Annotated in this window: 13 protein-coding genes; 5 read left to right on the top strand and 8 right to left on the bottom strand. The window is 64.4% G+C overall.

From position 1 onward, the window contains the following. From ACXJL8_RS04835 to ACXJL8_RS04845, 3 genes are all read right to left on the bottom strand, one after another. A partial coding sequence (locus ACXJL8_RS04835; RefSeq protein WP_456684684.1) for an MlaD family protein occupies positions 1-771 on the bottom strand: 771 nt, incomplete at its 3' end. 3 nt (positions 772-774) lie between these two features. Beyond that, positions 775-1,542 carry an ABC transporter ATP-binding protein gene (locus ACXJL8_RS04840; protein ID WP_456684685.1) on the bottom strand — a complete coding sequence of 256 codons (768 nt, stop codon included), beginning with the start codon at positions 1,540-1,542 and terminating at the stop codon, positions 775-777. Positions 1,543-1,544: 2 nt separating this feature from the next. Beyond that, positions 1,545-2,681, bottom strand: coding sequence for an ABC transporter permease (locus tag ACXJL8_RS04845; RefSeq protein ID WP_456622661.1), 1,137 nt, complete (start codon positions 2,679-2,681; stop codon positions 1,545-1,547). A 191-nt stretch (positions 2,682-2,872) separates the two neighbouring features. On the opposite strand from ACXJL8_RS04845, the gene ACXJL8_RS04850 reads away from it, so the two are divergent. After that, complete coding sequence (locus ACXJL8_RS04850) at positions 2,873-3,130, top strand: hypothetical protein (RefSeq protein WP_456622660.1); 258 nt, start codon at positions 2,873-2,875, stop codon at positions 3,128-3,130. Further along, positions 3,131-3,619, top strand: coding sequence for a phage holin family protein (locus tag ACXJL8_RS04855; RefSeq protein ID WP_456622659.1), 489 nt, complete (start codon positions 3,131-3,133; stop codon positions 3,617-3,619). It abuts the gene before it with no gap. A gap of 9 nt (positions 3,620-3,628) precedes the next feature. On the opposite strand, the gene ACXJL8_RS04860 is transcribed toward ACXJL8_RS04855, so the two are convergent. Together ACXJL8_RS04860 and ACXJL8_RS04865 are read right to left on the bottom strand one after the other, a co-directional pair. After that, positions 3,629-6,322 (bottom strand): bifunctional acetate--CoA ligase family protein/GNAT family N-acetyltransferase, encoded by a 2,694-nt coding sequence (locus ACXJL8_RS04860; RefSeq protein WP_456622658.1) that lies wholly within the window; start codon positions 6,320-6,322, stop codon positions 3,629-3,631. Between the two features lie 70 nt (positions 6,323-6,392). Then, positions 6,393-7,232, bottom strand: a complete 840-nt coding sequence (locus ACXJL8_RS04865) for a universal stress protein (RefSeq protein ID WP_456684686.1) — start codon at positions 7,230-7,232, stop codon at positions 6,393-6,395. A gap of 195 nt (positions 7,233-7,427) precedes the next feature. Between ACXJL8_RS04865 and ACXJL8_RS04870 the strand changes: the two genes are divergently transcribed. Together ACXJL8_RS04870 and ACXJL8_RS04875 are read left to right on the top strand one after the other, a co-directional pair. Then, the gene (locus ACXJL8_RS04870) at positions 7,428-8,960 is read left to right on the top strand and encodes a bifunctional aminoglycoside phosphotransferase/ATP-binding protein (RefSeq protein ID WP_456622656.1); all 1,533 of its coding nucleotides are present in this window, start codon (positions 7,428-7,430) and stop codon (positions 8,958-8,960) included. A gap of 25 nt (positions 8,961-8,985) precedes the next feature. Then, entirely contained in the window at positions 8,986-9,960 is a 975-nt protein-coding gene (locus tag ACXJL8_RS04875) for a CHAD domain-containing protein (protein ID WP_456622655.1), read from the top strand. Here ACXJL8_RS04875 and ACXJL8_RS04880 read toward each other — a convergent pair. Continuing rightward, the gene (locus ACXJL8_RS04880; RefSeq protein ID WP_456622695.1) at positions 9,957-11,813 is read right to left on the bottom strand and encodes a PHA/PHB synthase family protein; all 1,857 of its coding nucleotides are present in this window, start codon (positions 11,811-11,813) and stop codon (positions 9,957-9,959) included. The two genes, ACXJL8_RS04875 and ACXJL8_RS04880, sit on opposite strands and share 4 nt — an antisense overlap. Next, entirely contained in the window at positions 11,810-12,229 is a 420-nt protein-coding gene (locus ACXJL8_RS04885) for a hypothetical protein (RefSeq protein WP_456622654.1), read from the bottom strand. Before ACXJL8_RS04885 ends, ACXJL8_RS04880 begins: the two co-directional genes overlap by 4 nt. Positions 12,230-12,422: 193 nt before the next feature. Between ACXJL8_RS04885 and ACXJL8_RS04890 the strand changes: the two genes are divergently transcribed. Continuing rightward, a complete protein-coding gene (locus ACXJL8_RS04890) occupies positions 12,423-13,151 on the top strand; it encodes a CBS domain-containing protein (RefSeq protein WP_456622653.1) in 729 nt (242 codons plus the stop codon). Positions 13,152-13,160: 9 nt separating this feature from the next. On the opposite strand, the gene ACXJL8_RS04895 is transcribed toward ACXJL8_RS04890, so the two are convergent. Further along, on the bottom strand, positions 13,161-13,625 hold the full coding sequence (locus ACXJL8_RS04895) for a RidA family protein (RefSeq protein WP_456622652.1): 465 nt from the start codon (positions 13,623-13,625) through the stop codon (positions 13,161-13,163).

Here is a 13,625-nt window from a genome sequence, read left to right on the forward strand (position 1 = left end):
GCTGTCGGCCCAGAGGAAGTCCGCAAAGCCCGGATTGTCCCCGCTGGGCGAGAACAGCATGCGCTGGGTCTGGAGCATCGCGACCGCTGTCGGCTCGGGAATGACCAGCGACGCGGACAGCGTCTTGCCGGCCGGCCCGAGATTCTGCGGCGTGCGCAGGTCGTAGGTGATCTTCTGCGCGGGCGCGCCGCCGCCGGTCATCTTCTCGAGGCCCGCCAAGATGCCGTCGAGCTTGCCGGTGTTGCGCGCAAGACCATCGGAGAACGTCTTGAAGTTGGCGATGGTATCCTTCAGCGGGCCGGAATTGTCCTCCAGCACGGAATCAACCCGCCGCAGCGCATCGCGCGCCGCCTGCGTCATGCTCTGGCCTGCGCCGGCCTCGGCGATCAAGGTCAAGGGTTCGCCCGATTTGACCACGATCATGCCGCCCTCCAGCGTCACCACCGGCACGCCGGTCAGCCCCTGGAAATCGAGACCGACCCTGGTGTCGGCGCGCACCGGCGTCGCTGTAGCAACCGAGATCGTCGCATTGACGAAGCGCGGATTGTCCGGCGCGAGCCCGAGTTGGGTGACTTCACCCACGCGGATGCCGTTGAACAGCACCCCGGCGCCGACCAGAAGCCCCGGCACCGGTCCCTGGAATTGCACGTGGTAGTTCGTGCGCGGCCCGATGCCGCCGGTGTTGTTCAGCCAATAGACGAAGCCGAACACCGCAAGGATCGCGGCCAGCACAAAGGCGCCGATCAGCACGTAGGGAGCGCGGGTTTCCATGTCTCATCTCATCTGGGGTTGCAGCATCTGCGAGCGCTTGCCGTGGAAATAGGCGCGCACCCAGGGATGCTCGGATTGCAGCAGGTCGCGCATCGGGCCGATCGCCACGATCTTGCCGTCGGCGAGCGCGGCGACGCGATCGCAGACCGTGGTAAGGCTCGCGAGGTCATGGGTGACCATGAACACGGTCAGGCCCAGGGTCTTCTGAAGCGTCCCGATCAGCGCGTCGAAATCGCCGGCGGCGATCGGATCGAGGCCGGAGGTCGGTTCGTCCAGGAACAGGATCGGGGGATCGAGCGCGAGCGCGCGCGCCAGCGCCACGCGCTTGGTCATGCCGCCGGACAGTTCCGCCGGATATTTGTCGCCGTCCAGCGCTCGTAGCCCGACCATCTCGAGCTTGGCGATCGCGATCTCGTCCATCAGCTCCTGCGACAGCACGAGATTTTCGCGCAGCGGAAACTGAACGTTCTGCCGCACCGTCAGCGAGGAGAACAGCGCGCCCTGCTGGAACAGGATGCCCCATGTCGTGGCCGCACCTTGCGTATGGCCGCCGATAGACTGCCCCATGACCTCGATGGCCCCGCTTCGGCGCGGGATGAGGCCGATGATGGTGCGCATCAGCACCGACTTGCCGCCGCCGGACGCTCCCACCAGCCCGAGGATTTCACCCCGGCGGACGTCAAGCGACAGGTGGTCGAGCACGGTCTGACGGCCGAAGCCGACCACGAGGTCGCGGACGCGGATCGCGAACTCCTGCTGCAATTCGGGCATCGTCACATTCCGATCGAGGCAAAGAAGATCGCGAACAGGCCGTCGAGCACGATCACGAGAAAGATCGACTTCACCACCGACGTCGTCGTCTGCCTGCCGAGCGACTCGGCACTGCCCTTCACGCGCAGTCCTTCGCTACAGGCGACGATCCCGATCACCAGCGCCATGAACGGCGCCTTCAGGATGCCCACCTCGAAATGGGCGACGGAGATGGCCTCTTGCAGCCGCGCGATGTAGATCGCCGGCCCCATGTCGCCATAGAATTGCGCAACCAGCCCGCCGCCGTAGAGCGCGGCAACCGATCCGATGAAGGCGAGGATCGGCAGCGCAATGACCAGGGCCGCAACGCGCGGCAAAATCAGAACGTGGACTGGATCGAGCCCCATGGTGGAGAGCGCGTCGATTTCCTCGCGCATCTTCATCGAGCCGAGCTCGGCGGTGTAGGCACTTCCCGAACGGCCGGCCACCATGATGGCGACGATCAGCACGCCAAGCTCGCGCAGCACGAGGATGCCGACCATGTCGACAGTGTAGGATTCCGCGCCGAACCTGCGGAAATGGAAGAAGCCCTGCTGGGCGATGATGGCACCGATCAGGAAGGTGATCAGAACGACGATGGGAATCGCCTGCCACCCGATCCGGTAGAGCTGATAGACCAGCGATGTCAGTCGCAGCGAGCGTGGCCGGCGCACGACGCCGATCACGGCCATGAACAATGCGCCGATCATTTGAAGAAAGATCGTGATGTCTTCCCTAGCATCGATCGTCGCCTTGCCGAGATCGTTCAGCCTGAGGAGAACCAGGTTCGGCGCGGCTGCAGGCGGCGGCGTGTGGCGGTTGACCTGACGCACCTCGTCCATCAGGCCACTGAAATGATCGGCCATGCCGACGATCTCGGCCGGCCTGCCGGATGACGCAGCCTTGCGCGACAGTTTCTCCAGGATCCAGGCGCCGAGCGTGTCGAGCGCGCTGACGCCCGACATATCCAGTCTCACGGCTCTGGATCGATCCACATCCGTCCCGACCGACCGGGACAGCGCTTCGAGCGCCGACACATTGGCTGCGATCCACGGCCCCTGGGGACGCAGTTCGAGCGCATCGCCGGACGGCGTCGCCAGCAGCAGAGGTTCCGAATTCACGTTCCACCTCACCGGGACAATTGGTCCCCATTCAGCCGCCAGTTCTAGGCCAGCATGTGGCGGCGGGCTTGACCTGTCTCAAGACCGGGACCACGCCCGCCCCTTGACGCAAATCAAGCGCGGTCGCGCCGGCGGACCTTAGGTTCGCTCCATTCAATGGAGCGATCAAATCCATGTTCGACAGCGACAGGATGAGTGAAGAACTGCGGACGTTGAAGGTCGACGTCACACGCCTGCTGAGCACGGCCGGCGAGGAGATGCTCGACGGATCAAAGGACCGCGCCGAGGCCCTCGCCGATCAGATCAAGGCCGCGCTCGCCGAACTCGGCGAGACCGTCAGCGAGGAGCAGGAACGGCTTCATGGTCTCGTCACGGAGCGCCCGGTCGCCTCGCTCGCGTCCGCCTTCGCGCTCGGCGTGGTCGTCGGCTTCATGCTGAGGAGGCACTAGGTGAATACCGAAAATGTCGTCAAACACCTGCGCGTGCTGTGGCGTACGGACAGGCTCATCGCCGACATCAGACTGCGCCATCTGCTGATCGGGCTCGGCCTGCGTGCCTTCGCGGCGCTGATCGCCGCATTCGGACTCCTGATGCTGGAGCTGTCGGCGTATTTCGCGCTGGTGCAAATCTGGAGTGCGATTGCCGCGGCGGGCATCCTCGGCGCCGTCAATTTCGCCATCGCGGGGATTCTCTTCGTCATCGCGGGGCGTGCCCCCTCGGGCCGCGATATCGAACTTGCGAATGAAATTCACGCGTCTTCCGTCGAAGCGATTCAACTGGAGGCCCGAACGCTTCAGGCCCAGGTGAGCGGCGCAGTCCACCATCCGCTCAGCACAATCGTGCCGGTGCTGGTGCCGTTGATCGCGATCATAGTCAGGAGTTTGCGGACGACCGCCAAGGCGCCTGCCGCGGCAACGCCGGGCGAAGCAAATTCATAATCAAGGCGTTCAGAGCTTCAGCCTGACGTCACATATGTCGGGCTCGGTCGGATCCGGCTTCACCTCGAATCCGAGCTGGCGGCACATCTCGAGCATCGTGACGTTCTCCTTGAGCACATCACCCGAGATGGTCTTCAACCCCTCCGACTTCGCATAGTCGATGATCAGCTGCATCAGGGCCCAGCCGAGCCCCCTGCCCTTGAGGTCCGACCGCAGCAGGATCGCGTATTCGGCGGTCTCGTAGATCGAGTCCGAATGGAGCCGGACCACGCCAACCATCTCGTTGGTGGCCTCATCAAACGCGATGAAGGCCATCGCGCGGGCATAGTCGAGCTGGGTCAGGCGCGCGATGAACTCATGGGTGAACTCCTTCATCGGCGCAAAAAAGCGCAGGCGGAGGTCGTGCGGCGTCACGTGACGCAGGAATTCGTGGATGGTCGGCTCGTCCTCCGGGCGCAGAGGCCGCACGAAAATGCCCCAGCCATCCTTGATCTCGAGGTGGCGCTCCCACTGCGACGGATAGGCGCGGACGGCAAAATTGGCGGGACCGGAGCCGGCGAATTTCCGCTGCGGCGGCCCCACCACGACGCGCGCATCGACTGCCGTCACGCCGGTCTCATCCGCCAGCAGCGGGTTGATGTCGAACTCCCGGATCTCGGGGATGTCGGCCGCCATCTGAGCGAGCTTGACCAGCACCATGGCGACGGCGTCCTGCTTGACCGCGGGCACGTCTCGATAGGCACGCAGCAGCCGCGAGACGCGCGTGCGCTCGATCAGGTCACGGGCCAGTTGCAGGTCGAGCGGCGGCAGCGCCAACGCCTTGTCGTTGATGATTTCCACCGCCGTCCCGCCCCGGCCGAACACGACGACGGTGCCGAAGGTCGGATCATCGGCGAGACCCAGAATCAATTCACGCGCCTTCGCCTTGACGACCATGGCCTGCACGATGACGCCGCCGATGCGGGCCTCCGGACGCAGCTTCCTCGCCCGTGCCAGGATGTCGGATGCGGCGGCGCGCACGGTGGCCGGCGTGGTCAGGTTGAGAACGACACCGCCGACATCGGACTTGTGGACGATGTCGCGCGACATGATCTTCAGCACGACCGTGGCACCTTGCGCGAACATTTCGTTCGCATAGGTCACCGCCTGCTCGGCATCGGCCGCTGCATAGGTCGGCACCATCGCGATGTCGTAGGCTTCGAGCAGGCGCTTGATCTCGACGGGCTCGAGCCATTTGCGGCCGTCGGCGATCGCACTCGCAACAATCTGCCTCGCGGCCTGGGCGTCAGGCACGAACGTATCGGGCATCGCCGGAGGAACCTGGCTCAGCTCCTCCACGACTTCGCGGTGGCGGACCAGGTGCATGAAACCGCGGACTGCATCGTCTTCGGTCGGGTAGTTCGGGATGCCCGCGCCGGAGAACATTTCAATGATCTTCTGATCGGCCCCGACCCAGGCCGCAAGCACGGGCTTTGCCCATCGGCGGTGCTGCTCGCGATACTTGCTCACGCGTTCGGTCACCGTCGTTGCGATGTCGGCAGCGGAGGCGATCGCGGTTTGCACATTGAGGACCAGAACCGCGTCATTGTCGGGGTCGGCAAGCAGCGCCTCCAGCGCCGCCGCATAGCGCGACGCATCGGCATCGCCGACGATGTCGACGGGATTTCCGCCGGACCAGGTCGGCGGCAGCACATCATCGAGCTTCTTGCGGAGGTCCGCCGAGATGGACGCCGGAATTCCGCCAAGCTCGACCAATCGATCGACGGCGAGGACGCCGATACCACCGCCATTGGTCAGGATGGCGAGGCGCTTTCCCGTCGGCGATTCGACCCGGCCGAGCGTCTCGGCGCAGTCGAACAGCTCGCGCAGATCGGAGACCCGCAGGACGCCCGCGCGGCGGAACCCAGCGTCATAGACGGCGTCGGCACCGGCAAGCGCGCCCGTATGGGTGGCGGCAGCCTTCGCACCCTGCGCCATGCGGCCGGACTTCACCACGACGACAGGCTTCACGCGCGCCGCGGCCCGCGCCGCCGACATGAACTTCCGCGCGTCCTTGATCGCCTCGATATAGAGCAGGATCGCCCGGGTCTTGTGATCCATCGCGAAATAGTCGAGCAGATCGGCAATATCGACGTCGATCTGATCGCCGATCGAGACGATGCCGGAAAAACCGACGCCGCTCTGCGCGGCCCAATCCACCATACCGGCGGCGATCGCGCCCGATTGCGAAATCAGCGCCAGATTTCCCGCTCCGGGCATGTGCGCGGCAAAACTGGCATTGAGGCTCACGCCGGGCATCATGATGCCGAGGCAGTTCGGCCCAATCAGCCGCATGCCGTATTTGCGGGCCGCAGCGATTGCGGCGTCGTGCAGAGAGCCAGGTCCATGACCGAGTCCGGCCGAGACGATCAGCGCGCCCACCGAGCCGAGCCGCCCGGCTTGGTCGATGATGCCTGGAACCTCCCGCGCCGGTGCGGTGATGACCACGAGCTCGGGCACGAATTTCAGCCTCTCCAGGCTGCCGACCGCAGCGACCCCGCCGATCTCCGCATGGCGCGGGTTCACCAGACCAAACTGTCCCTTGAATTCGCCCTTGAGAATGTTCTCCAGAACGGCGCGCCCCACAGAGACCTGACGGGCGCTCGCCCCGACGAGCGCGACAGAACGCGGCGACAGCAGATTCTTCAAACGATAGGTCGACATGAAAGCAAATGCGCCCGGTCGGTGGACGGTTCCGATGGTTGGAGGTCAGGCCGGAAAGCTGGCAGCAAGCCTAGTGCGAGATCATAACCCAGCACGGTGGCTGGCCAATGACGGTCTTTGTCACACCGCCCCAAACGATCTCGTTCAGACGTGAATGATGATAGGCTCCCATCACGATCGCATCGATGGCATGGGAATTCGCCCAGCTTCCGAGCACCTTGCCGATCGAGCTGCCGCTGCCCTTCGTCGTTTCGAACGAGGCGTGGACACCGTGTTCCCTCAGATGGTCGACCAGAGCAGTTCCCGATTGCACCATCGCGTCGGTCACGTCGTCGGCCACGGTCACCACGCGGACCGAGGCGGCCGCCTGAAGGAGCGGCAGCGCGTCGCCGACCGCCCGCGCCGCACGCCCGGAGTGATCCCAGGCGATCATGACGTTCTCGAATTCCGGTCGCAGCTCGTCCACAAGCTGTTCCGGGCAGAGCAGCAGCGGCCRCCCGGATTCGAACAGCAACGTCTCGATGACGTGCTCCGTTCGACTGTCGTGCGGCTTCACAGGGACCAGCGTGAGATCGCTGAAACGCGCATGTTCTGCCAGGACCGACGCGATCTGGTCCGCCGGCACCTTGACCACGCGGCTTTGGGCGCGAATGTTGGCGCGGGACGCCGCAGCGGTGAACGCATTCAGAACCTGCTGCATGTCGCCTGCCCGAAGCGCCCATTTTGCGTCGGCGACATCCGGATCGTCGGGGAGCACCACCTTCGGCCGCACGAAAACATCTCCCTCAAGCGCAAGCGCGGTGATCCTGGCGCCGAGGTCGGCAGCGACAGCCACGCATTTCTCGATCGCGGCAAGCGCCGGCCCGCGCGGCTGGCCGACAAGCGGCAAAAAGACGTCCTTGATGGGCATCGGGTTTCTCCTTGCCGACCAGAATAGACCGGCTTTCGTCGGAAGGCTTGATCCTCATCAAGCCTTGGGGAGCTCCGTTCGGGCAGCCGACGACGGGCGTTGATGGAAGTCAAGGACTGGCCGCGATCCTGCTCTAAGGGTTAGCCTGGCTTGCTGCCCGACCGTTTGCCGGCGCATCCGCCTATGCCAGTTGAGATGACAGACGATTTTGCGACTCAGGAACGGATCTTTGCGGCGCTCACCAGCCCCGCCAACCATCCCGGCGTGACACGGATCGATACTCACGCCGCTTCGGTCATCCTCGACGGGACGCGCGCGCTGAAGATCAAGCGGGCAGTCCGGTTTCCGTTCCTCGACTATACGACCCTCGAGAAACGCAAGGCAGCCTGCGAGGAGGAGATCAGGATCAACCGACCGCTGGCGCCGCAGATCTATCATCGCGTCGTGGCGATCACCGAAGAGCCGGACGGATCGATAAGGGTCGACGGCCGTGGCCGGCCAATCGAGTATGCGGTCGACATGTCCCGCTTCGACGAAAGCCGGACGCTGGATCATCTGGCCAAGGCTGGCTCGCTGGACGCGGACCTCGTTTCGGCCGCCGCTGACGCGATCGTGGCTTCGCATGCCGCCGCGATACGCGCGGACGGCGAGACATGGGTTTCCTCCATCCCCGGCCTGATCGATGGAAACAGCAACGGCCTGCGGACGGGCAACCATTTTAAGGTTGGGGAGATCGAGCAGCTCGGAAAGGCGTCTCACGAGGCATTTTTGCGCGCCCGCCCCTCGCTTGAAGAGCGCGGACATCTGGGCTACGTGCGCCGCTGCCATGGCGACCTGCATCTTGCGAACATCGTGCTGATTGACCAGCAGCCCGTCCTGTTCGACGCCATCGAGTTCGACGCACAGATGGCAACTGTCGACGTGCTCTACGATCTCGCATTCACGCTGATGGACCTGTTGCGCTACGACCAACCATTGGCGGCCAACATCGTCCTGAACCAATATCTCGCTGCAACACCGCCCGAAAACCTCGACGCGCTCGGCGCCCTGCCGCTGTTCATGTCCATTCGCGCGGCGATCCGCGCCCAGGTGGCACTGGCACGGCTGAAGCCGCCGCATTCCAGCGATCCCGGCATTCTTGACGAAGCCCGCCGTTATTTCGACCTCGCCCGGGCGCTGATCCATCCTCCCGCTCCCCGCCTGGTCGCGGTCGGTGGACTGTCGGGTACCGGAAAGACGGTTTTGGCCCGAACGCTCGCGCCGGCGGTGGCGCCGCTCCCGGGGGCTGTCGTGCTGCGCAGCGACGTTGTTCGCAAGCAGATGTTCGGAGTCAGGAATACTGACCGGCTGCCGTCATCCGCATACACGCCAGAGCTCGCAGCGCGCGTTTACGAGACGTTGGCCCGACACGCCCGGCGCGTGCTCGCCCAAGGCCATTCCGCGATCGTCGACGGCGTATTCGCCCGCGATTACGAACGCGACGCATTCGCGGCGCTGGCCCGGGAGTGCAACGTGCCTCTGAGCGGCCTGTTCCTGGTTGCGGACCTGGCGACGCGGCAAGCGCGAATCGGAAGCCGCCACGGCGACGCGTCCGACGCCACGCAAGAGGTTGCCGCGCTGCAAGAGCACTATAATATCGGCCATGTCGGTTGGGCGACCATCGATGCATCCGGAGCCCCCGAGCAGACGCTCCAGCGCTGCCGGGACGCGATCGCTGAGGGCAAATAAGGCAATCTGATTGGCGCGGGCAAGGATGGCGCGACCCACCACGACCTCGACGGCAGCCGCTCGCGCCATGCCGGCGGTGCGACGTAATGCCCTGCCCGGCCGCCTCAGCCCGGGGATGGCCTGCGATACGGCGTTTCGGATCATCGCGCGGCGTCATCTCGATGCCGTCCTCGCCCAGCATGACGGCACGTGCCGCGGCGATCCGGACGCCCTGCATCAGATCCGGATCGCGCTGACGCATCTGCGGACCGCCATCCGCTTCTTCTCGCCCATGGTCGACGACGCGCTGCAGCCGAAAGTCTGGGCCGAGCTGAAATGGCTGAACAGCCAGCTCGGCATGGTACGGGACCTCGACGTGGCGATCGAACGCGTAGTCGCCGAGAGCGGCGACGAGCTTGCCGTGATTGCCGAGCTTCAGCACTGGGACGAGAAGCGCGCCGAGAGCCACCGCCTGCTGGCGCGCGCGCTGCAGTCCGCACGCTATCGCCGCCTGGTCGAGCAGACCTCGGCCTGGATCGAGAGCGGACCCTGGTCGACCAGGCGGAGCAAGGAAGCCATCCGCCTGCGCCGCTGCCCGCTCGCCGACCACGCGACGGCGCAGCTCGCCGAATGGGAAAAGACGTTGCTCAAGAAGGCTCGGAAGCTCGGCAAGCTCGACGTCGAGAAGCGGCACAAGCTGCGGCTTCTCAACAAGCGAATGACCTATTCGATGGAATCGCTGGAAGACCTGTTCGCAGACAAGTCGCTCGCGAAACAGAAGTCGATCCTCAAACAGTTGCGCAAGGCGCAACGGTCTCTCGGACAATTGAACGACGATGCGCGAGGGCAAACCCTGGCTGCGTCATTGAACGGGGCGGGTCCCGAGGCCGCTATTCGCTTCCTCAACCGCAAGCGCGAGAAGAAGCTGTTGCGAACGGCCTCGACGGCCTACCGGAAACTGGACAAAGCCAAGCCCTTCCGCTCCTCTGACCTCGCGCCGAATTCGGAGCCCAACGACTAGGTGTGGACGTAGTCTCCCGGTGCGTCGGGCAAGCCACCAACGTTTCCAAACCCGACCGGCGGGGGATCGCAGAGATCGCCGGACCTCGCGGTGAGCCACCGAGTCCATTCCGGCCACCAGGAGCCTTCAACATGCGGCGCCAATTTCAGCCATTCGTCGCGGTCGACATAGGGCGCATCCGCCGCTTTGGTCATGACCTGGTAGCTATGCCCAGGCCCGTCGGGAGGCGCCACGACGCCGGCGTTATGACCGCCGCTGGTCAACAGGAACGTCACATCGGCATCGACCTGATAGTGAGTCTTGTAGACCGATCGCCACGGTGCCACGTGATCCCGGAGCGTGCCGACGACAAACATCGGCGTGTGGATGTCGGAGAGTGAGATGCTCTTTCCGTCGACACGGTAGCGGCCTTCAGCGAGGTCATTGCCGAGGAACAGCTTGCGCAGATAATCGGAGTGCATGCGATAAGGCAGGCGCGTGGCGTCTGCGTTCCACGCCATCAAGTCGCTTGGCGGTGCCCGCTCTCCCATCAGGTAGCCGTGCGACAGCCGCGACCAGATCAGATCGTTCGAACGCAGAAGCTGAAAGGCGCCGGCCATCTGTGTCGTGTCGAGGTATCCCCGCTGCCACATCATGTCTTCGAGAAAGGCGACCTGACTCTCGTTGATGAAGAGCGTCAGCTCGCCAGCCTCGGTGAAATCCGTCTGAGCGGCAAGCAATGTGATTGTCTTCAGCCGGTTGTCGCCGTCGCGGGCCATCGCGGCAGCCGCAATCGACAGCAGGGTGCCGCCAAGGCAGTAGCCAAGGGCATGAACCTTTCGGCGCGGCAGGATGCAGGTGATCGCATCCAGGGCAGCGCTGACGCCCGATTTGCGATAGTCATCGAAGGTCACATCGCGATCGCTCGCGACCGGATTGCGCCAGGAGATCGCAAATACGGTGAAGCCCTCGCCGGTCAGATATCTGACCAGCGAATTCTGCGGCGACAGGTCGAGGATGTAGTATTTCATGATCCAGGCCGGCACGATCAGGATCGGCTCGGGCCGCACCTTGTCGGTGGTCGGATGATACTGGATCAGCTCGATCAGCGCGTTGCGGTAGACCACCTTGCCGGGTGACGTCGCGACGGTCTTGCCTACGACGAACTGCTCATCGCCTGCCGGCTTTCCTGGAGAAAGCAAGCGTAACAAGTCGCGGTACCAGTTCTGCCGCCCGAATGCGAAATTCTCTCCTCCGCTCTGGAACGCCTTCAGAAGAACTTCGGGATTGGTGGCGGCGAAGTTCGAGGGCGCCAGCATGTCGAGCATCTGGCGTCCCGAAAACTCGACGATCGCCTCGTTCGCGGACGCGACGCCATGCACGCCGGTCGCAGCATCGCGCCACCACCGTTCCCCGAGCAGAAACGACTGCGCCAACAGGTTGAACGGAGGGCTTTCCCATGATGGTGCCGCGAAACGACGGTCCTGCGCTTGCGGCTTGATGACCGACCAGGGGTTTTGACCCGGTGCAGCAACATGCGCCACTGCATCGAGATACCGGCCGGTATCTCGAACGACGGTGCGAGCCTTCTCCAGCTGGCGCTGCGGTGCTGCCGCAAGATGCGAACCCCAATCGAGGTAGGCGAGCCACAGTGCTAACGGCGAAATCCCACCGGTCAGTCGAGCCAGCATCGCATGGAAGGTCCGATCGAGCGGATATGGCTCGGTTCCGGGCCGCGCATCGGCAGCCGCGAGATGGGACGGCTGTTCGACGATTGAGCTTGGCAATCCGGAGCTCTTCGCCAGGTCAACGGGTGGCTCGGGCGTCGGTTGCCCTTCAGCCAACTGAAGGTTTGAGGTCTGCGTCGCCCTCATGGTCCGGTATTCTTGTGCATTTCCGATTTCACTTCCATGACAGCGTCGACCGGGCGGGGCCGATCGTCGAGCAGTCTGAAGGCCGCTGCCAGTATCCGCTCGCCGTGCCGGAAATACCGATCGCAATCACGGCGGATAAAGTCGAGCTGGTGCTGACTGCACTCCCTGTACATGGTCCCCCAGTTCCTCACGGAATGGGAGCTGGCCAGCTTCGATACGAACTCCGCGAACAAATGCGTCTCCGTTTGCGCTCGGTCCAGGAGTTCGTTGGCCGCAAAGACGATCTCCTCGAACATGAGCCCTTGCGCGCCGAGAGCGGTATCCAGGGCGCGTCGGTTCGCATCCGCCAACCCGGCGATCGGATCAGAGAGCAATGGTTCGGCCGCAGGCTCCTGCGGCTTGGCGAGCTCACTCACGATCAACCTCCTGACCACCCATGAGGGTGCTTGTTCTTCATGATACGGCCGCCCGTTCCGAGAATATTGAGCTGCATCAAGCCGGGCTGCCCGTCGCGGCGGACTTGGCTCGATTGACCTGGGTCAAAATCGCGTGGCGGCGCCTGGACTAGGCTCGATCTTGGAAGTCCATCACAATCTGCGGAGTACCTCCATGCGGGCCCATCAGATCATGACCCGGTCGGTCATTTCGGTCACCCCCGACACCAGCATCGTCGAGGCGGCGAACATCATGCTGAAGCGGCACGTCAGCGGCCTAGCGGTGGTCGACGATGCCGGCAAGCTCGTCGGCGTCGTCTCGGAAGGAGACTTCATCCGCCGCGGCGAAATCGGCACCGGGCGCAAGCGCGGGCGCTGGCTCAGGTTCATCCTCGGTTCCGGCAAATCGGCCAGCGACTTCGTCCACGAGCACGGCCGCAAGGTCTCGGACGTGATGACAGCCTCTCCCGTGACCATCACCGAGGATACCGCGCTCGCCGAGATCGTCGACCTCATGGAGCGCAACAACGTGAAGCGCCTGCCGGTAGTCCGCGGCGACAAGGTCGTCGGCATCGTGTCGCGCGCCAATTTGTTGCAGGCGGTGGCCGGGCTCGCCCGCGAGGTGCCGGATCCGACGGCCGACGACGATCACATTCGCAGCCGCATCATCGACACCATGGAGAAGAATGACTGGTGCCCGTTCGGGCTGAACGTCATCGTTCGCGACGGCATCGTTCACCTCAGCGGCGTCATCACCGAGGAACGCGCGCGGCAGGCCGCGGTCGTCGCCGCGGAGAACGTGGAAGGCGTGAAGAAGGTGCACGACCATCTTTGCTGGGTCGACACCATGTCAGGCGTCTATCTGAACTCGCCCGAGGACGACGACCTCGCCAAGGCGAGCTAGATGCGCTCTTCAGCGGGGAATGACGGCGGTGGCCTCGATTTCGACGCGTGCCGCCTTCTCGACGAGGCGGACGACCTGCACCAGCGCCATCGCAGGATAGTGTGCGCCGAAGATCGTTCGGTAGACCTTGCCCAGCTCCTTCAAATTGGTCAGGTACTCGTCCATGTCGACGACGTACCAGGTCAGGCGCACGAGATGCTCGGGCCGCGCGCCGGCCGCGGCGAGAATCGCCGCAATATTACCCAGGGTCTGACGCACCTGCCCGACAAAGCCGTCCGCGAGACGTTCCTCGGCGTCCCAGCCGATCACCCCGCCGGTAACGACGATGCGCCCCTCAGCAGCCATGCCGTTGGCATAGCCCTTCGGCATCGGCCAGCCTGACGGCTGGAGCACCTGCGCCACTGAACGGGCCTCGTCCTCGGCTGCGATCGGCAGCACCGCAAGTTGCGGGCCTTCCGGCGTCGTCACGGACAA

The sequence above is a fragment of the Bradyrhizobium sp. P5_C11_2 genome (assembly GCF_054049755.1).